This window comes from Clostridium sp. CTA-6, from assembly GCF_054768115.1.
Genome location: NZ_BAAAAU010000008.1, coordinates 133,530 through 153,777 on the forward strand (window position 1 = coordinate 133,530; position 20,248 = coordinate 153,777).

At 26.9% G+C, this 20,248-nt stretch carries 21 protein-coding genes; 5 read left to right on the forward strand and 16 right to left on the reverse strand.

All coding sequences use genetic code 11. The features are described 5' to 3' along the window. Positions 1-40 precede the first annotated feature (40 nt). The 3 genes from ACYUDJ_RS13675 to ACYUDJ_RS13685 all read left to right on the forward strand — a co-directional run bounded on the left by ACYUDJ_RS13675 (position 41) and on the right by ACYUDJ_RS13685 (position 3,507). Positions 41-1,264 carry a lactate/malate family dehydrogenase gene (locus ACYUDJ_RS13675; RefSeq protein ID WP_003484580.1) on the forward strand — a complete coding sequence of 408 codons (1,224 nt, stop codon included), beginning with the start codon at positions 41-43 and terminating at the stop codon, positions 1,262-1,264. A 156-nt stretch (positions 1,265-1,420) separates the two neighbouring features. After that, positions 1,421-2,476, forward strand: a complete 1,056-nt coding sequence (locus tag ACYUDJ_RS13680) for a flavodoxin family protein (protein WP_003484578.1) — start codon at positions 1,421-1,423, stop codon at positions 2,474-2,476. A gap of 191 nt (positions 2,477-2,667) precedes the next feature. Beyond that, positions 2,668-3,507 carry a PHP domain-containing protein gene (locus ACYUDJ_RS13685; RefSeq protein ID WP_043032133.1) on the forward strand — a complete coding sequence of 280 codons (840 nt, stop codon included), beginning with the start codon at positions 2,668-2,670 and terminating at the stop codon, positions 3,505-3,507. A gap of 26 nt (positions 3,508-3,533) precedes the next feature. Here ACYUDJ_RS13685 and ACYUDJ_RS13690 read toward each other — a convergent pair whose 3' ends face one another. The 11 genes from ACYUDJ_RS13690 to ACYUDJ_RS13740 all read right to left on the reverse strand — a co-directional run bounded on the left by ACYUDJ_RS13690 (position 3,534) and on the right by ACYUDJ_RS13740 (position 13,224). Then, positions 3,534-5,069: an aminopeptidase gene (locus tag ACYUDJ_RS13690; protein WP_003484574.1), complete on the reverse strand. Its 1,536-nt coding sequence runs from the start codon at positions 5,067-5,069 to the stop codon at positions 3,534-3,536. Continuing rightward, entirely contained in the window at positions 5,060-5,995 is a 936-nt protein-coding gene (locus tag ACYUDJ_RS13695) for a magnesium transporter CorA family protein (protein WP_003484572.1), read from the reverse strand. The genes ACYUDJ_RS13690 and ACYUDJ_RS13695 overlap by 10 nt, the downstream gene beginning before the upstream one ends. Before the next feature lie 244 nt (positions 5,996-6,239). Then, positions 6,240-6,794, reverse strand: coding sequence for a 5-formyltetrahydrofolate cyclo-ligase (locus tag ACYUDJ_RS13700; RefSeq protein WP_003484571.1), 555 nt, complete (start codon positions 6,792-6,794; stop codon positions 6,240-6,242). Beyond that, complete coding sequence (gene hprK, locus ACYUDJ_RS13705) at positions 6,787-7,710, reverse strand: HPr(Ser) kinase/phosphatase (protein ID WP_080333551.1); 924 nt, start codon at positions 7,708-7,710, stop codon at positions 6,787-6,789. The genes ACYUDJ_RS13700 and hprK overlap by 8 nt, the downstream gene beginning before the upstream one ends. 31 nt (positions 7,711-7,741) lie before the next feature. After that, positions 7,742-7,930 (reverse strand): DUF896 domain-containing protein, encoded by a 189-nt coding sequence (locus tag ACYUDJ_RS13710; RefSeq protein ID WP_003484568.1) that lies wholly within the window; start codon positions 7,928-7,930, stop codon positions 7,742-7,744. A 275-nt stretch (positions 7,931-8,205) separates the two neighbouring features. Then, positions 8,206-8,934 (reverse strand): TVP38/TMEM64 family protein, encoded by a 729-nt coding sequence (locus ACYUDJ_RS13715; RefSeq protein WP_003484567.1) that lies wholly within the window; start codon positions 8,932-8,934, stop codon positions 8,206-8,208. Further along, positions 8,900-9,619: a TVP38/TMEM64 family protein gene (locus ACYUDJ_RS13720; protein WP_003484566.1), complete on the reverse strand. Its 720-nt coding sequence runs from the start codon at positions 9,617-9,619 to the stop codon at positions 8,900-8,902. Before ACYUDJ_RS13720 ends, ACYUDJ_RS13715 begins: the two co-directional genes overlap by 35 nt. A gap of 108 nt (positions 9,620-9,727) precedes the next feature. After that, a complete protein-coding gene (locus tag ACYUDJ_RS13725) occupies positions 9,728-10,873 on the reverse strand; it encodes a (Fe-S)-binding protein (RefSeq protein WP_043032134.1) in 1,146 nt (381 codons plus the stop codon). After that, complete coding sequence (locus ACYUDJ_RS13730) at positions 10,873-11,871, reverse strand: phosphotransferase (protein WP_042384594.1); 999 nt, start codon at positions 11,869-11,871, stop codon at positions 10,873-10,875. Before ACYUDJ_RS13730 ends, ACYUDJ_RS13725 begins: the two co-directional genes overlap by 1 nt. Continuing rightward, entirely contained in the window at positions 11,849-12,550 is a 702-nt protein-coding gene (locus tag ACYUDJ_RS13735) for a TIGR04282 family arsenosugar biosynthesis glycosyltransferase (RefSeq protein WP_003484560.1), read from the reverse strand. Before ACYUDJ_RS13735 ends, ACYUDJ_RS13730 begins: the two co-directional genes overlap by 23 nt. Then, on the reverse strand, positions 12,550-13,224 hold the full coding sequence (locus ACYUDJ_RS13740) for a TIGR04283 family arsenosugar biosynthesis glycosyltransferase (RefSeq protein WP_003484558.1): 675 nt from the start codon (positions 13,222-13,224) through the stop codon (positions 12,550-12,552). Before ACYUDJ_RS13740 ends, ACYUDJ_RS13735 begins: the two co-directional genes overlap by 1 nt. A 187-nt stretch (positions 13,225-13,411) precedes the next feature. Between ACYUDJ_RS13740 and ACYUDJ_RS13745 the strand changes: the two genes are divergently transcribed. Then, positions 13,412-14,386: a sulfurtransferase gene (locus ACYUDJ_RS13745; RefSeq protein WP_043032135.1), complete on the forward strand. Its 975-nt coding sequence runs from the start codon at positions 13,412-13,414 to the stop codon at positions 14,384-14,386. Positions 14,387-14,601: 215 nt separating this feature from the next. On the opposite strand, the gene glpX is transcribed toward ACYUDJ_RS13745, so the two are convergent. Beyond that, positions 14,602-15,576 (reverse strand): class II fructose-bisphosphatase, encoded by a 975-nt coding sequence (glpX, locus tag ACYUDJ_RS13750; RefSeq protein ID WP_003484554.1) that lies wholly within the window; start codon positions 15,574-15,576, stop codon positions 14,602-14,604. A 483-nt stretch (positions 15,577-16,059) separates the two neighbouring features. Here glpX and ACYUDJ_RS13755 point away from each other — a divergent pair, with 483 nt between their 5' ends. After that, complete coding sequence (locus tag ACYUDJ_RS13755; protein ID WP_003484540.1) at positions 16,060-16,233, forward strand: aspartyl-phosphate phosphatase Spo0E family protein; 174 nt, start codon at positions 16,060-16,062, stop codon at positions 16,231-16,233. Between the two features lie 34 nt (positions 16,234-16,267). Here the strand turns inward: ACYUDJ_RS13755 and ACYUDJ_RS13760 are convergent, their stop codons facing one another. The 4 genes from ACYUDJ_RS13760 to ACYUDJ_RS13775 all read right to left on the reverse strand — a co-directional run bounded on the left by ACYUDJ_RS13760 (position 16,268) and on the right by ACYUDJ_RS13775 (position 20,240). Further along, the gene (locus ACYUDJ_RS13760; RefSeq protein ID WP_003484539.1) at positions 16,268-16,663 is read right to left on the reverse strand and encodes a hypothetical protein; all 396 of its coding nucleotides are present in this window, start codon (positions 16,661-16,663) and stop codon (positions 16,268-16,270) included. Between the two features lie 465 nt (positions 16,664-17,128). Continuing rightward, positions 17,129-18,298: an FprA family A-type flavoprotein gene (locus ACYUDJ_RS13765; protein WP_043032136.1), complete on the reverse strand. Its 1,170-nt coding sequence runs from the start codon at positions 18,296-18,298 to the stop codon at positions 17,129-17,131. A gap of 321 nt (positions 18,299-18,619) precedes the next feature. Next, on the reverse strand, positions 18,620-19,126 hold the full coding sequence (locus tag ACYUDJ_RS13770; protein ID WP_030035876.1) for a membrane protein: 507 nt from the start codon (positions 19,124-19,126) through the stop codon (positions 18,620-18,622). 823 nt (positions 19,127-19,949) lie between these two features. After that, a complete protein-coding gene (locus ACYUDJ_RS13775; protein ID WP_003484536.1) occupies positions 19,950-20,240 on the reverse strand; it encodes a NifB/NifX family molybdenum-iron cluster-binding protein in 291 nt (96 codons plus the stop codon). Positions 20,241-20,248: the final 8 nt, after the last annotated feature.

A 20,248-nucleotide genomic window follows, 5' to 3' on the forward strand; every position in this document is an offset into this window, starting at 1 on the left:
TGTATAACTATTATAACAATAATATGTAGGATGTGAATTTATGAATAACTTAAATTTATTTTATTATATTATAGAAAATGATATTATAATTTCAACAGAAAAAGAAAACTTAAAAGAAATAACAGAAAAAGAAGCCTCTTTTCATAAGGGATTAATGTATTTTTTAGTAAATATAGATCAAAAGAATTCTAGAAGAAGCTTTTTAATAACTAATACCTCCCTGCTTTTTATAAAAAATGAAAATTTAAATATTTTAATAGAAAGAGATTCTCCTATTAAAGTTCCACAATTTATAAAAAAAGCTATAAAAGAAAAAAGGTTAGTAGCTATTAATAAAGCTTATGAAAATTGGAAGGAAACATTAAAATTTAATCCTTGTCCAAACCGAAAATGGAAAATAAATATAGTAGGATTGGGTGATGTAGGAGGAACATTAATTACAGGATTAAGACTTTTAGGAGAAGATTGTATAGATGAAATAGGTATATATGACAAAGATATTAATAAAATAAACCGATGGGAATATGAATGTAATCAAATTCAAAGTCCTAACTTAAATCCAAATTTACCTAAAATAAAAGTATTAAATGAAGATGAAATTTTTAATTGTAATATGTTTGTATTCTGTGTTTCTGTAGGTGTCCCTAAAATAGGAAATGAAATTAAAGATGTAAGGCTAGTTCAATTTGAGGGAAACAGTAAAATAGTATCTTTCTATGCCAAACTTGCAAAGGAAAAAAACTTTAAAGGCATATTTGCCGTAGTATCCGATCCGGTAGATCTTCTATGCAAATCAGCTCTAAAAGAAGGTTTAGCTCCTGAACAAGTTAGAGGCTATGGTCTTGGAGTTATGAATGCTAGGGCTGCCTATTACGCAGGTAAAGATCCTAAATTTAAAAATTATTCTATAGAAGGAAGAGCCTTTGGTCCCCATGGAGAAGGTCTTGTAATAGCTAATAGTATAGACAATTACGATGAAAATTTATCTGACATTTTAACTAAAAAAACTAGAGAAGCAAATTTGGAAATACGTTCCTTTGGCTTTAAACCCTATATAGCTCCTGCTCTATCCTCTGGAAGTTTTTCTTTAATATCTACTATAAAATCAGAGTGGCACTATAGTGCTACATTTTTAAATGGTGCTTTTATGGGAATTAGAAATAAATTTATAAACAATACTATAGAATTAGAAACCTATAAAAATATGCCCCCTAGCTTATTAAAAAAATTAGAAAAAACTCATGCTTATTTAAAGAATTTTTAATGTTTTTGAAAAATAATATAACGATTATTCTAAATTTTTTAGCTCAAATACCGATTTTTTCTAAGGATTTTTTAGAGAAACATTCATTACTAATATTTAAAGTAATTACTATAAAAATTTAATTTAAATACAAATTATTTTTAAGGGAGTGTTCTTATGGAGGAATTGTTCCTTATAATGCCAAATCCTAATCCATCTAAAGAACTAAATAATATGATAAATAAATTTTGTGACAACTTTTCTAGAGTTACTAAGATAACAAATAGTGATAATTTGTTAAACTTAAAAAATAAAAAAATTTTATTTACTATTGAAGTAGGTTTTTCTGGTATAGACTTATATATGTGGTCTTTTCTAGATAATTTAAAAACTAAAGAAAAAGATTTTTTTTATGATTCTACTGCTACTTTACTGGTGCATAGTGCTACAGAACTTTTTACAAAGGATGTATGTCAAGATTTAATATTTATAACTAATTCTTTAGGTTGTAGATTTATAGGTCACCCAATGATTGAAGCTACTGGTTCTTTTAAAAATTTTTTAACTTGGCAAAAAACCCTCTCTATGCCTTTAGAAAGGATCTGTTTGGATCTATGTCATAAACTTGGAGAAAGACTTTTAAGTTATACTCCTAAATATATAAAATCTCCTAAAATAACAGCCCTTTATTCTTCTCCTCATACTTTTTCTAATACATTAAGCCTGTGGCATATGGCTTCATGTGAATTAAAGGAGTATGATATAGATGAAATTCAAATAGAAAATGGTAAAGTCCAAGATTGCAAAGGCTGTTCCTATAGAATGTGCTTACATTATGGCAAACAAAATAGTTGTTTTTATGGAGGTATTATGGTTGAAAATATATTACCTGCTATAGAAAAATCCGATATAGTAGTTTGGCTATGCCCAAATTATAATGACGCTATTTCCTCTAATATATCTGCTACAATAAATAGACTTACAGTACTTTATAGGAGAACAAATTTCTACGAAAAATATCTATTAGGAGTAATAGTATCTGGAAATTCTGGAAGTGATTCTGTGGGGAAACAATTAATAGGAGGACTAAATATAAATAAAGGATTTTTATTACCACCCTATGCCTTATTAATGGAAACAGCAAATGATCCTAATGCTATATTTAAAATACCTAATATAAAAGAAAAAGCTGAAGAATTTGCATTAAATATAAAAAAAATTAATAGCAAATAAGCCTAAAAATTTTAAGCTTATTTGCTTATATCTTATTAATATTTTATAAACCCTCTTTACTAATAAACATCATTATTCTAGAACTAATCTATTTATAAATAAGTTAATTTATTATAGTTGTATATTTTATTTATTATAGTTTACTATAAAATATATAGTAAACTCATTAATTTTTAAAGGAGGTAATTCTTATTTATATAAAAGGTGATTTTCATACTCATACTAATGCTTCTGATGGTAAGTATTCATCAAAGGAATTAGTTTATCTAGCTAAAGAGGAAGGACTAGATATAATATCCATAACAGATCATGATACTACAGATGGAATAGAGGAAGCATTATTTTATGGAAAAAAATTAAACATAAAGGTTATTCCTGGTATAGAATTATCCACTACATATAATAACTGCAGTATTCACGTTTTAGGATATTTTAAAGGAAATAATTATAAAAATAACTTAATACAAAATTTTCAAAAACACAAAAAAGAATATAGAAAAAAAAGAGCCAATGAAATAGTAGATAAACTAAAAAAGTATTTTAATATAATAATAAGTTTTAATGAAATAATGGAATCTACAAAAGGAGTTATTTCAAGACCACATATTGCAAAAGCAATTGTAGAAGCGGGATATGATTATAGCTGGGACTATATATTTTCAAACTTCATCGGAGAAGGATGTAAGGCTTATGTACCTAATAAAACTATTTCTACTGAGGAAGGTATATCTCTATTAAAAGAATCTGGTGCCATATCAGTTTTAGCTCATCCTGTATTAATAAAAAAAACTAATGTAGAAGACTTATTTAAATTGGATTTCAAAGGAGTAGAAGCCATATATTATATGAATAAGCCAGAAGATACCTTAAGATTTGAAAATCTGGCTAAAAAATATAACAAAATTATAACTGGTGGTTCGGATTTTCATGGATTAACCAAAACCGATGGAAGCCATCCAGATAGAATAGGAGCAACTACCTTAGATCAAGGTAATATAGAAAAGCTCCTAAAATCTATAGACTCAATATAAGGAAAGTGCTAAGCACTTTCCTTATTTTATGCTTCTAATAAGAAAGCGTGGTATCCTCTCATAGCTTCATAAATATCTGCTTTACTAGCTATTTCCCAAGGCGCATGCATATTATGAAGAGCAACTCCACAATCTATAACTTCCATAGCGTATTGAGCTAGTATGTAAGCTATAGTACCTCCACCACCTTGATCTACTTTTCCCAATTCTGCTGTTTGCCATGATACATTATGCTTTTCCATCATAGCCCTTATCTCAGCTATATATTCTGGATTTGCATCATTTGATCCACCTTTTCCTCTAGATCCAGTATATTTATTAAATACTATACCTTTTCCAAAATAAGCTGAATTTTTCTTTTCCATAACAGATGGATAATTAGGATCAAAAGCTGCAGATACATCAGAAGATAACATCTTTGAATTTGTAAGGCATCTTCTTAATTTTAGATCACTATAATTATCTGATGTTAAATTTATTACTTCCGCTACTGTATTTTCAAAAAACTTAGATTGCATACCAGTTGCCCCTACGCTACCTATTTCTTCTTTATCTACAAGTAATGTAACACAAGTTTTATCTACTTTGTCCATTTTCATCATAGCTTCGAAAGAAGTATAAGAACAAATTCTATCATCTTGGCCATAAGCCATTACCATGCTTCTATCAAAACCATAATCTCTTGCTTTTCCAGCTGGAACTACCTCTAATTCTGCTGAGACAAAATCTTCTTCTTCTATTTCATATTTTTCATTTAACAATTTTAATATATTTCTTCTTACTCTATCTTTAGCTTCTTTATCTTCTATAGGCATACTTCCTATTAGTACATTTAAATTCTCCCCTTCTACCACTTTAGAAGCCTTTTTCTCCATTTGCTCTCCTGATAAATGAATTAATAGATCAGATACACCAAATACAGGATCTGATTCTTCTTCTCCTACTTCCACATTAATCTTAGTTCCATCTTTTTTTACTATTACACCATGTATAGCTAATGGTAGAGTAACCCACTGATATTTTTTTATTCCACCATAATAATGAGTTTCAAATAAAGCTAAATCTGTATCTTCATATAAAGGATTTTGTTTTAAATCTAATCTTGGTGAATCCACATGAGCTCCCAATATTTTAAGTCCTTTCTCCATAGGCTCTTTACCTACAACAAATAAAGCTAAAGTTTTATCCATATTATTTGCATATACCTTATCACCTGGCTCTAATTTTTCATTATTCTTTATGATTTCTTCTAAATTTTTGTATCCACTTTTTTCTGCTAAAACTATGAATTCTTTTACACATTCTCTTTCTGTTTTGCACTTTGACATAAAATCTTTGTATTTTTCAGATAAATCAAAAACATTTGTTAAATCTTCTTTAGAGTACTTATCCCAAGCTAATTCATACTTTTTAGTTAAATCTTTTTCCATACTATTGCTTAAGTGAAAAATATCACCTAAGTCTTTCACCCCTCTTCCATAATATTCTATATATATTTTAACATAAATCAATAGATAATAGTTTATTTTTCTTATAAATACATTTATTTGTTTTATAGCCATTTTTTTCTTTTAAATAAATAAACTAAAAACAAAGATATAATAAGGGTAAATCCTAAAACATATAAGCATCCATAGGGATTTTGCATAGGAGGGAGATTGTCAAAATTCATTCCGTAAATACTAGTAATTAAACTGGCTGGTAAAAAAATAGTAGCAATTAAAGTAAAAACTTTCATTAGTTCATTAGTTTTATTTGATATTTCTGACTCAAAAGCTTCTCTAACTAAAGAAAGATCCTGTACCAAAGTTTCTAATGCTACCATTAATTTTTCTATTTTATTATTTAAAGTTATACAATATTTAACACATTCTTTTTCTATCATACCATTGTCATTACTTATAAGACTATCCCCTATATACCTTAAGGGGGTTATATATTTTCTAATTCTATAAACCTGTCTTCTTAAATATATTATTTCATCTATATGTTCATGTCTTGGTTCCTCTAATATATCTATTTCTATCTTGTCTGCTTTGGTTTCTAAAGTAGCTATGACTTCATAGTTTTTAATTATTATTCTATCTATAATATAATATAATAAAATAAAGGGTTTAGGATTTTCTTTAATCAGAAAACAATTTTTGCATTCCTTAATATCATCTAGTATTTCTTCTATTAAGTTTAATTTTTCTTTATAAACTGTTATTATATAGTCTTTACTCAAAAATATATTAATTTCATTTGTTTCCACAGCTTTATCGTATTGGAGCAAATTCAAAATAATAAATATATAATCTTTATAAAAATTTATTTGAGCTCCTTGAGTATAATTCTCACATTCTTTTATATTTTCTTCCTTTAAATTTAGTTTATCCTTTAACACATTCAAATCCTGTGAATGAACTACTATCCAATAATAACTTTTTCCAACCTTAAAATCCCCTTTAATTTCCTCAAAATTATTTAACAAATCAAAAATTATCATATAAAATCACCTAAATACTATTTTTTATATGACTATTGTTTGGACTTAATGTGTTTATTATTCTTATATAAACTTTTTATTTCTTAATAATCAAATATTATTTTTATATTTAAACATAAAATATTAAAAAACTAACTAAATTTTTTATATTATATGAAAAAATTATAGTTAGCTTTATTATAAAAATACATTTATTTTAAACTTAATTTATATATACTACTAAAAAACACTTCTTTTCTAAATATTAAAAATCTATTATAATTTCATCTACTAATATATCATGTACATCCTTTGGAACCTCTTTTAATATTTGAAAATCATAAGCTAAAGCTATTTTGGGGACTTCTCTTTTTAGTTTAGGAATAAACCTGTCATAAAAACCTCCACCATACCCCAGTCTTCCCCCTTTAATATCAAAGGCCAAACCTGGCAAAATAGCTAAATCTATTTCTTTTGGATCTACTATGTTTTGAAAATTTTTAGGCTCTAATATTTTATAATGTCCACATTCTATAAGTTCTGAAAAATCCTTTATTTCTATAGCTACCATGCCTTCCTTTATAGATATAACCTTAGGCACACATACTCTTTTCCCATGTTTTAGACCTTCTTTTATAATATCATGGGTATTAACTTCATCCCTTAAACTTGCATATATAAATATGAGATTTGAATCTTTATATGAAGAATTTTTCTGGAACTTATCTTTTATTATTGTGTCTCTTTCTATTTTTTCTTCTAAAGTTAAAGATTTTCTTACATTTATAATTTTTTCTCTTAAAATAGCTTTATTATTCATCTTCTCTTAAACCAACAGCCTCCTTACTAATTCTTTCATTTATTATATCTGCTGGACAATTTTTTGTAACTAAATTATATCTATAATTCGCTGCTGCCGCCTCTATTATAACAGCTAAATTTCTCCCTGGTCTTATAGGTACAGTAAGCTTTCTAACTGGTGTATTCAATATATCTATATATTCTTTATCCACACCTAATCTATCATAAGTTTTTTCCGCTTTCCATTGCTCCAAATTAATCATTAAATCAATTTTTTTCTCATTTAATATAGAACTTAATCCATAAAGAGCTGCTACATCTATTATTCCCATTCCTCTAACTTCCATCATGCCTGAAGTAATAGATGGAGATGTACCTTTTAATATCCCATTTATCTCTTTAATATCCACTGCATCATCTGCTACTAATCTATGCCCTCTTTTTATGAGTTCTAAAGCTGTTTCCGTTTTTCCTATGCCACTTTCTCCTGTGATAAGTATACCAATCCCATATACATCTAAAAGAACGCCATGCATTCTAGTCTCCGGAGCTAATTTCTCATCTAAATAAGACATTAAGGAACTTACAAATCTAGTAGATATTTCACCAGTTCTTAAAACCCACTGTCCTTTTTCTTTAGCACTATTTATAAATTCATCATGAGCCACTAGATTTCTTGTTATTATAATACATGGGGTTTTAAATTCAAAAAATTTATTTAATCTTTTAATCCTAAGTTCCTTTTTCATTACATCTAAAAAACTCCATTCTGTTTTTCCAACTACCTGGACTCTTTCATTAGCAAAATAATTATAAAAACCTGAAAATTGAAGACCTGGTCTATTAATATCACTAACATCTATAATATTATTCTCTAATCCCTCTACTAATACCTCTAATTCCATATCCTTTATTAAATTCTTTACCCTAACCAAATGGTTTACACCTCCTTTGAATAAAGACTTATTAGTTTTTTCTATTAGGAGTTGGTATCTTTTCTACCCCTTCTAATTGAACCTTCACATTTCCTTTTATTATATTTATATATTCTCTTCTTAATTTTTGTTGTTCTATTTTTTCTTCTTCTGTAAGTCCTTCTTCTTTACTTTTTTTATATAAAAAATTAATTCTTTCTATAAGTTTTTTCATATCCATATTTTACAACTCCTTAATATTAATTTACATTTTATTTTACATCATATTTTGTAAAAATAAAATACATCTAAATCTATTATTTATTAAATTAAGGTTAAATAGCACCATAAAGACTAAAAATAGCATAAAATAAGAGGATGTATCAAAATGTAAACTAAACTGATATGTACCCCGTAGGTAGCCACAGATAAAAATACTGTGTGAAATCTACTTAACAGGGTTCATACCAAAATAAATTTACTATTTAACACCCTCTTTAATGTTTTTATATTCTTTTAACTTTCTAAACTTTCATCATCAACTTTAGCTTTATCTTCTTTCTTTTTTTTATCCATTAAATATTTTTTCACAGCTACGGCAAATACTATTAAAGCTATTACCCCTGAAAATATCCATAATCCCATTTTTGCCATGTTACCTATGTTTTGTCCTAATATAGAATAAACTATAGTAGCTGGAAGTTGTCCAACTCCTGTGGCCCAAAAGAAAGCCCAGAACGACATTTCTGTAAGCCCAGCTGCATAACTTATAGCATCAAAAGATACAAAGGGCAAAAGTCTAGCTATTAATATAGCATATTTACCATACTTGTCAAAAAACCTATCTGTCATATCTAATGCTTTTTTACCAATTATCTTTTCCGCTACAGGTCTTCCATAGAATTTACTTATATAAAAACATAAAACCGCTCCCATCATAGCCCCTGTCCAAGATATTAGAGCTCCAAAGGCCCATCCAAATACCCAAGCATTAGCAAAGGTTATTATAAAGGCTGGAAGTGGAGCTGCAATAGATTGAAACATCATAAGAGCCATAGATATAAGTGGAGCCCAAATACCAAAGGATTTTATATAATCTTTTACCTCTTCTATATTTAATCTAGCAAGCATTGAAGCTATTTTATTTACTCCATTTTTAAAACCAGGAATTAAAAAATACAAAAGTATTATGCCTAAAAGAAAACCTAATTTAATTATTAAACTCTTCTTTTTCTTTTGATTCATAACTATCCCCTTTCTTAATTATATCTTTCTGTAATTTATTAAAGGATAGTTTCTTTTTCATAATAAAAGAAACTAAACATAGCAAAACCAATAATACTATAGATATTACAAATTGTTTAGATTTAATATTTAAAGCTTTATCCCCAAGATTTATAAAAACTAATATACCAGGAATTATTCCTACTGTAGTAGCCAAAATAAAATCTTTAAATTTTATTTTTGAAAGTCCTGCTCCATAACTTATAATGTCAAAAGGAACTAAAGGTATTAATCTTAATATAAATACAACTAAAAATCCATTTTTCTCTACCCCATCCTCAAACCATTTTCCTTTTCCTTTAACCAGTTTTTCCACTACATTTCTTCCTAAAACTCTAGCTATATAAAAAGATAGCGATGCTCCACAAACAGCACCTATTATAGTATATATGCTACCTTCCACCATTCCAAAGGCCATACCTCCAGCTATAGCTAATATGGAATCTGGGAACAATGTAAGGGGTACTAAAGTAAATAATATTATATAAATTATAGGAGCTATAGCGCCATAACTATTTACATACTCCTTTATAGAAACTGCACTTACATCTTTAGCCAATATAGTATTTCTTAAAAAATATACTAAAAAAGCTAATAAAACAACAAATATTATGGAAACTATAATATTTTTTTTGGATTTTTTCACACAAACGCCTCCATTAAAATTTTTATTTTATCCTGCATTTCTCAATTGTAATCCTTATTTAAAGGAGAATCTGAAATATAATCAAAACTCAATAGAAATTATTAAGTTTTACTTTATCATTCTCTTTATTTTTAGCCTATTACTCCAGGATTTTAAAGGAGAATTTATTTTTATATCCTTATACTCGTTAACTATTTTCTCTCCAAAAATCAAGTCTAATATATGCAGTGATTTTGCTCCCCCCTTAATAATGGATTCTCTACAACCTGCACAATAAGTAATTATATAATCTTGTCCAGTTTTTTTTCCAGCTTCCCTCATCATAGCATTAGATACCTTAGAGTTTACTGCATGAATCATTCCTCCTGTACCACAACAATTAGTCCTATTTTTTATATTATCTCCTTCTAAAATTTCATATCCTAATTCTTTCATAATCCATCTTATACTGCTTTGTATTTCTTTTTCATGTCTTGTAACACAAGAATCGTGAATAGAAAATTTAACTTTACTATTATCTCCCTTATTTACAGCATTGTCTGGCAAACCTATCTCCTCTAAAGTTGTCCAAAGGGATTTAACCTTTATATCTTTACTATAGTTTTTCATTATCATATAGCAGTTTTGACAGGCAGTTATTACTTCTATCGCTCCAGTATCCCTTATATGTTTTTCTACATTACTAAATAATTTATTAAATTTCCCCTCTTCCCCTAAGGCTTCTGTGGGTTTTCCACAACATTCTAAAAGCATAGAGGTACCTGGTAGTTCTTCTTTTAAATATTCATATATTTTTAAAACCAATTCTGGACTATAAGCAGGGAGTGTACAACCAGGGAAAAATACTCTCTCTACCTTATTAGTTTCCTTATTTTTGTCTTCTACATACTTTGTAAATAATTTTGAGAATCCTAATTTTTGATGCATATGCACAGAGTTATGCTCTTTTAAAGGAGTTTTGCCATTATTTTGCTCTACAGTTTCTACTCTAAGATCCATAAAAACTTTTGCCATATTTAAATCTTTAGGACAAACTTCTTTGCATTTCCCACAGATAGCACAGGAATAAGGAAGTATAGCTTCAAACTGCCCCTCCTCAAGTATCCTACCAAATATTTTCTTAGGATTACCTCCAAATTCTTTTAACATAGAACAATTTTTAACACATATATTACACTCTATACAATTTTCTTTTATGTTTTCTATACGTTTTTTTCTTTTTGTATCTTTTATATAAAAACATTTCTTATCCATTAAAACCACCTATTCAATAGATTACTCATAAAATCTAATTCTAAATACTCTTTTATCTTTTCATAAGTATCCATATTTTTTATATCTCTATCTGGATTTTGATATTCTAAATAAGCATAAGCACACCAGCTTAAAGCTCTCAAATAAAGATAGGGTGTATACATATCTACTCTTTCTCTTATATTTTTCCCCTTAAAAAATTTCTCATAATTACAAAAAAACTCATTTATCTCATAGTTCTTTAATATATAATTCCCCTTCCAAAGAGTAGTGGTTGGTGCTAAAAACTGTGTTAAATCCTGACAGGGGTCGCTTATAACTGGTTTCTCCCAATCTATTAAATAAAAATTCTTAAATCCTATTATGAAATTATGCGAATTAACCTCTGTGTTATTTATTACCTGCATAGGATTATCTGTAAAATATTTTTCTTTATAAGAATTTTCTGTAGCCCAATTTATAAATTTATAAAAGAATTTTTTTATATCTTCTCTTATTAATGAACTATTCCAAAAATCCTTTAAAAGATTATTAGCTTCTTTTATTCTGTCAGAAAATATATTATTTTCTACTATAAAAGAAGAAAAATCCTCTTTATTAAGTTCTATAGAATGTATTTTGCCAAATATTTCAGCAGCTTTATTTAAGTCTTTTTCATAATTTAATGGTATGCCTTCCAAAAATTCCATTATTAACACACCATACCTTATGTACTCTTTACTACCATCTACATAATAAACCTTTGGAGTAACTTTACTCTTTTCTAACCTTTTTAATGCTCCATATTCATATTGTATTTGATTTTCTAATGACAATTGGCTTCCCGTATTTACCCTAAAAACATACTTATTTATTTTATCCTCTAATATAAAATTTATATTATATTCACCCTGGGCCAAAAATCTAACATTAAAATTTCTACTTAAATTTATTATTTCAAACAAATTCTTATGATAAACATATTCTCTTATTTCTTTAATCAATATATCTTTCAGCATCTTCATCTCTCCACCAATTTTCTAAATACTTCTTAGTATTTTTAGGTATAATATCATACTTATATAATTTGTAATTTAATCTATAAATCAAGTTTTTAAGGTCCTCTTTTGTGTCTATATCTTCATATTTCTCTGTAAAATCTACTGTTAAATTTTCTTTATTTAATAAATCCATAGTACTATAAAATACAGATTTATCTCCCCATTTTATATCCCCTTTAAAAACTATTTTATTTAATTTTTTCATACCTACAAGATAATAGCCTCCATCAAATGTAGGTCCAAAACATAAATCTTTATATTCTAAAATATCAAAAGCTCTTAATATATCCTTGATCTGAATCTCTGGTATATCAGATCCTATTAAAACAACTTTTTCATAACCTTTTTTTAAAACCTCACCTACAGCATTCTCCATTCTTTGTCCTATATCTTTACCTTTTTGGGGAAAGACTCTAGCGAAACTTGGTACTAAAGACTCTATTATACTAAAATTCCCTTCATCACTGTAAGTTACATATATATCCATACTCTCTTTTAAGTATTTACACATATTAAATACATCTTTTAAAAAGCATTTATGTATATCTGCACACTGTTGCCCTGTTAATATTTTCATAAGCCTAGTTTTAGTCTTACAGGGTACAGGTATCCTAGTCATTATTATAAGTGCATTCATTACCTTTCCTCCCGATATATTTTATTTAATTTTTCTGTAGGTACTCCTATAAAATATAGAATTCTTAATTTATGCATTAGAATATGTGTTTTAAATTGGCCCCCCTTTTTAAATCTTCTTGCAGAGGTACCAATATAATAAGGTAAAAGCTTAAGTTTACCTAATCTTCTTAATCTAAAAGAAAATTCTAAATCCTCCATTATATCCAATGATGGATATCCTCCCATATTTAAAAATATATCTTTTTTAACAAATATTCCTTGATCTCCATAATATATATTAAATTTATCCGCTCTTATATTTGAAGTTTTAGATATATATTTCATAAATAAACTATTTAAATCATAAAAATATATAGGAAATCCACCTCCTATATATCCATCTTTTATAGCTTTTTCTATAGCCACTGTGCTTTCATAATGAACTGTAGAATCTGAATGTACAAACCAAAGAATACTTCCATTAGCTTCTCTAGCTCCACAATTCATTTGATTAGATCTACCCTTTTTACTTTTTATAACTTTACCATATTGAGAGGCTATATTTGTAGTAGAATCTTCGCTTCCTCCATCTATAATTAAAATTTCTTTTTCACCCTTTAATCTTTTTAAATTTATCAATAAATTTTCTATAGTTTTTTCTTCATTTAAAACTGGAACTATTATAGAAACCATATAATCTCATCAACCCTTATCTCATGTATTAATCTAATTATAATTTTTTCAAATACTTATTTGTTGTTATATAAAAAAAAATTATAGGCTATAGTCCACCTATTTGTATTTTTTATTGACTTTTATATGTATAAAATTAAATGATATAATAATTATAACATCTATTAAAAAAGGAGTGAAATAATATATGAAAATAGAAAAAAATTCCTTTAGAAGTTTTTCCTCTATTGTTCTTTGTTTTGTTTTAGGAATTACACTTTTTACTGGTTGTTCTAACCCATCTTCTAATAAAGAAGAAACAAAGGATAAAAAGCAAGAAACAACACAAAAAGAATCCTATAAAGACAGTAGTTACATAGTAGGTTCTGACTGGCTATCTAAAAATTTAAATAAAGATAATGTAATAATAATAGATGCTCGCCCTGACAAAGACTATAAAAAAGGTCATATACCTGGAGCTATAAATGTTCAGTGGCCATATTTTACTAACCAGGAAGGAAAACCCGGTGAAAAAGATTGGGGAATGCTTTTACCAGAAAAAGAACTTTCTAAAAAATTGTCTTCCCTAGGTATAGATAAAAACAAAACCATCGTTGCTTATGCAGAAAATAAAAGTGGTTGGGGAGAAGATGGGAGAATAATTTGGATGCTTAGAATGCTAGGCATAGAAAATTCCAAAATGTTAAATGGTGGATTTGACTATTGGAAAAACAAAAACTTAGAAATATCAAAAGATGATGTTACTCCTAAAAAAAGTGATTTTGTAGTAGAGAATATGGACAAATCTATGTATGCAGATACAAAGTGGGTTAAAGAAAACTTAGACAAAATAAAAATATTAGATGCTAGAGAAGAAGTGGAATATAAGGGTGCAACAAAATATGGTGAGGCTAGAGGTGGACACCTACCTGGAGCTAAACTATTTACTTTTAATAAAGCATTCAATGAGGATCAAAGTTTAAAAAGCCAAAAAGAAATAGAAGACCTGTTAACAGAAGCTGGTATTAAAAAAGATGATGAAATACTTACTTACTGTACTGCTGGTATAAGATCTGCCCACTTAGCTTTAGTATTAAAAATGTGCGGATATAATAACGTTAAAAACTATGATGGTTCCTTCTATATGTGGTCAGCGGATAAGAATTTACAAATAGAAAAATAATTTGAATATATTAATTAAATTATTAAATATCACATTTTAAAATAGAACTATATTGAAGTATTAGTTGATTAAATTTAAAATATTGTATAGTAATCTATAAATAAGAAATTTTATACACTACTATAAATCAAAAAAGTATGTATTAAAGAGCTAAATCTTAATACATACTTTTTTTATATATAAAGAATTATTAAAGAACTAATTTAATTTTTAAATTATTCAACTACTATAGCGCTTTTGGCTAAATTATGGCATGCTTTAACAAATCTAATAGTACCAGTTTTAGATCTCATAACTATAGAATTTGTAATAGCCTTCTCATTTCTATTATAAACTACTCCCTTTAACAAATCACAATCTGTTATAGCTGTAGCTGCAAAATAAACATCATCACTTTTTACTAAATCATCTATATAAAGTATAGCTTCATGATCTTTTATTCCCATAGTCTTACATCTTTCTATTTCCTCTTGACTAGTTGGACAAAGTTGCGCTTGCATTTCACCGCCCATACATTTTATGGCAGCTGCTGCTATAACACCTTCTGGAGCTCCACCGGTTCCCATCATTATATCTACTCCAGTATCTTCAAATCCGCAGGCTAATACTGCCGCTACATCTCCTTCTCCAAAAAGCTTAACTCTAGCGCCTACTTCTCTTGCATCTTTTACTATATAATCATGTCTATCCCTTTCTTGAACTATAACTGTAAGTTCTGTTACATCTTTATTTAAAGCCCTAGCCACATTCAATATATTTTCTTTAGGGGATTTATTTATATCTATAGCTCCCTTAGCTCCTGATCCTACAGCTATTTTCTTCATATACATATCTGGCGCATGAAATAAACTTCCTTTAGGTCCCATAGCTACTACAGCTATAGCATTTTCTAAACCTTTTGCTATAAGTTTAGTTCCATCTACTGGATCTACAGCTATGTCCATTTCTACCATATCCTCTGCACCAATTCCAACTTCTTCACCTATATATAACATAGGAGCCTCATCTAATTCTCCTTCTCCTATAACAACCTTACCTCTTACAGGCATTATTTGAAAAGCTTTGTGCATACCATCCACTGCTGCTTGATCTGCTGCGTTTTTATCTCCTCTACCCATAAATTTTGATGCACTTAACGCTGCTGCTTCTGTTACTCTCGCAAGTCCCATAGCAATATCTGTATTTAGCATATATTTTCCCCCTCAAATCATGGTTTATTGTATACAAATAATAATTTATATATATTTTTTACTTTTATTTCGTTAAAATCTCTCAATTAGCATATCATATTAATATATATGTAACCATTAATCTTTTTTATTATATCATATTTAATAAATATGACAAGTAGCTCAAATAAAATAGATTATTTTGTTGAAATGAAAAAACTTTTCGACATCTTGTTTTTATTTTATAGTTTTTTATTCACAGTTCTATCCCTTAAGTGCCAACAACTAGCATATTTTTCCACAATTTCTACACATTTTTTCCACAATTTATCAACATAGTAATACACATTTTATCAACAGAAATTATAGTTATTTATGTTGCAGAATGTATAACCTTGACTTACGAAATATATGATAACTTCGATATAATCTGTTAGAATAAGGATATAAAACAAAGAAGTAATTAATTATAATTAAACTTACACAATAAATGGAGTTGATGCTATGAATAATTTACAATTAAAAACTTTAAATTTAAAAATTTATTATCTTAAACAATATTTATATACCTTAATAGATGAGCATGATTTATCTAATGCTGAAGTAATACAATGTAGTAAAGAATTGGACAAGCTTATTGTAGAATATGAAAATAAAAAATATAAAAATTTATATTAATAAAATAACCACAGATTTATCTGTGGTTTCATTTTTAATAAACAAATCCTATTATTTCATCTATATCTATATTTCTACCTTGTTCATAGAAAACTACAATAAATTCATTTACCCCATTATCTACAGTATCATCATAACATATATACTGAGCTTCTATATCTAAATCTTCTCTTAAGTCTTCAAGTATGTCCTCTATATTATCTTTTGATATATCATTTAAATAAGGCTTATATAAATCATCCACTTCTTCTCCATCTTCTATATTTTCCTTAGAAGCTTCTTCCTCTGCATAAGCTTTAGCTGCTAATATCTCTTCCTCATCAAATTCATAATAAATTTTAATTGGAAAAACATCCTCATTATATTCTATTTCTTCAATATTATATATGTCGTTGTCATTTAAATAATCTATTATTTCTTCTCTGTTCATTTTAATCCTCCTACTTATAATTTAATTATTAAAATATCATTTTTATTAATTCAACGAATTTTAAAAAAATCCTTTAATTAATCTATTTATATGTATTCGTTGTTTATAAATATGTGCTGATTTTAAAAATAAATTAACAATTACTAAGTTTCTTTAAATATCATTTTACCCAATATATTATTTTTAAATCTAATAAATATTTAAATTTTAAAAAATCTTTATTAATTTTAAGTAATTTCTTTATTTTAGAATTTCAAAATCTTATAAAGCCATCTAAAATAGAAATATTATAATTCTAATAAAAAAACTATGAATTTAGAATATTATATTTCCAAATTCATAGTTTTTTAAATTTAAAATAAAATTTGTTTTATTACTTTTCTATCTGATGTCCTTATGGTTCTTTATAAAAACAAATTGCTTTATACTATGATAAATCCACAAACCCATGCAGGAATATTATTTTTAAAGAAGTTTTATATATTCTTCTATAAATTCCTCTGCTCTTTTAAAGTCATCTTTACTTGGAACAAACTTAAATTTAAAAGGTTCTTCTACAACTTTTAATTTTAACCCTCTTAATCTATCTGTCATAAGAGAAGGGCCTTCTCCACTCCAACCATAAGATCCAAAGGCTCCTGCTGCTTTACCTCTATTACTTATAACACCTATATGACTCATTACATCCCAAACTGGCTTTACTGCATCCTGGTTTATAGTTGGAGAACCTAAAATAATTCCTGTAGAATTTTCTATTAATTCTAATACCTTTTCCATAGGCATAGAAGTTATTTCATGTCCTTCTGCTTTAATTCCTTTTTCATTAAGTTTTTGAACTAAATATTCTCCCATTTTTTCTGTATTTCCATAAGCTGAAATATACAATACTTGAATATTTTGTTCCTTTGTATCTTCTGTAGCCCACTTTCTATAAAGATCTATATATTTAGAAATATCTTCTATATGAACAGGACCATGGCTTGTAGCTACCATGTCAAAATCTAAATCTTTTATTTTGTCTAATCCCATTAATACAAACTTTTTAAATGGACCCATAATAACATCAAAATAATATTTCATCTCTTCTAAATAATCTCCAGAACAAGTATCTGTTATACAACCTTCTGGGCAGTAGTGACAACCTAGGAAATCACAGGTAAATAACACTTTTTCATTTTCAGCATAAGTAAACATAGTATCTGGCCAATGTAAGTTTGGTGCAGTTATAAACTTTAATGTGGTTTTTCCTAAATTTAATTCTTTTGGTGCTGGTAAATTTTTAAATTCTTTATTTATAATATCTTTAATATAAATTAATGCAGCTCTTGATCCTATAACTGTTGCCTCCGGATAGATCTCCAATAATTTACTCAAAGATCCACTATGATCTAATTCTGTATGTTGAACAATTATATAATCGACCTTTTTATCACCTATTACTTCTCTTATATTTTCCATGTATTCATCAAAATAACCATCTTTAACACAATCTATAAGAGCTACTTTCTCATCATCTATAAGGTATGCATTATATGTGGTTCCTTTTTTAGTTTCCATTATAATATCAAAAACTCTTAATTCTGGATTTCTAACTCCAATCCAATGTATGTTTTTTTTCAATTGTACACTCGCCATATTTTTAACCTCCTGTATTTTAAGAAATATTTTCACAATATACTAACTTTATCTTTTATATTTATTTTAACATATTAAAAGAAAATATTAAATACTAATAGTTATCTATGTAGCTTTAGGAAGTTTTATATAAGGTATTTTATATTTAATTCTTAAAGAAATTATAATTTACTAGAAGAAAAAAGGCTTTATTCCTAAAACATATTATATTTAAAACTACATAATAGTATTATAACCTAAATAGTTTTAAATAAAGGAATCATAGCCTTTTTATATATTTTTTAAAATTTATTTTTAAATAATAGTTTAAGCATATATTTATTATTTTGATGAAACTGTAGGCACTAATTTTATGTTTAATGTTTTAGATAGTGCTTTTACTAAAGCAAAAGCAATTATACCATCTACTAAATGATGGAGTATAGATCCTATTCCTACAGCAACTAATATTTTATATAGTGTAAATCCAAAAGGAATTACTGCTATAGCTTCTAAAGCTCCATGTATTGGCGCAGTTATAGCTATTACTTTTTTAAAAGGCATACCTTTTTTTATAAGAATAGCTCCTATAAGCCCAACAAAAGTATGCATAAACGCTCTAGCTGCGACCACTAAAGGGGTAGATACTAAAAATCCCAAAGTGGAACCTAACCCTACCATCACCGCTGAAGCTGGTCCTAAAAGCATAGCTACAAACAAAGGCACATGTGATGCTAAGGTAGCTGTAAAAGGTCCTAATTGAATTTTTAAAAATCCAAAGGCTAATGGAATTACTATGGCTAAAGCAGTTAAAACTGCAGCATAGGTCATTTTTTTTACATTTTTCATTTTTTTATCCCCCTGTATAGTTAAGTGTATATACATTAGTATACACTATACTTTCCCTTTTGTAAATATACTTTTATATTGCTTATTCATAAAAAGTTATATAATTATCTTCTCTACAACTAAATCTTTATTAAACTATTATGAAAATATATATTAGAAATTTTTCTTTACTTTAAAAAACTAAATCTATTATTAAATTATTTAAATTTATTATTAATATAAATTATACCTATTGACACTATCTATAGAATATATTAATATATAAGCATACCCCATATGGGTATGGAGGTGAATATATTATGATAAAAATAGATGAAAAAGCATTAAAAATAGCAAAAGAAAAAAATTCAAATTTTATAATTAACTTAATAACTACGACCTGTGGTGGATGAGGATCTAACGGATCCCAAATCCAAAATCTCAATGTTGAGATTTCAAAGAAAATTCCAGTAAAAAATGATTTTCATAGTTTTGAATATGAAGGCATAAAAGTATTTATAAATAAATCTCTAAAACTTGGAGAAGAAATATTAGTTTATCAAAAGCTTAAACTTCCTTTTATAGGGGCTATATATGGTGTTAAAGGAGTAATAGTACCCTAAATAGAATTTTAATTACAATAAACTAAAAATACAAAGCATATAAATATTTTTTTAATAAATTAATAATTAAAAAGCTATAAATTTGAAATTTAATCTTTCAAATTTATAGCTTTTTACTTTTAATATATCTTTAACATATAATATTTATATAAACTTTTCTAAATTTTTAGTGAATAAAGGTGCTTATGATAAATGCAGTCTATCTAAAACTAGTAATAATTTTATGTCAGTTTATGAATAAAATCTTTTAATTTTTCTTTATCATTTAAAACAACTACATGAAAATTATTTTCTTTTAATTTTAAATTAAGATTATTAGATATCCCTAATGTAATAATAGTATTTACGTCCTGCTTTTTTAAAAATTCTACCATATCTTCTTTAAGTTTTTTTAAAATAATATGCTTTTCTATAAACTTATCTTCTTTTAGTGTATAGAACGTAAATTTAGTAGTATCTTCCTCTAGAGCGCATATCTCATTTTCCTCTATTGGAATAACTATATTTTTCATATAAACAC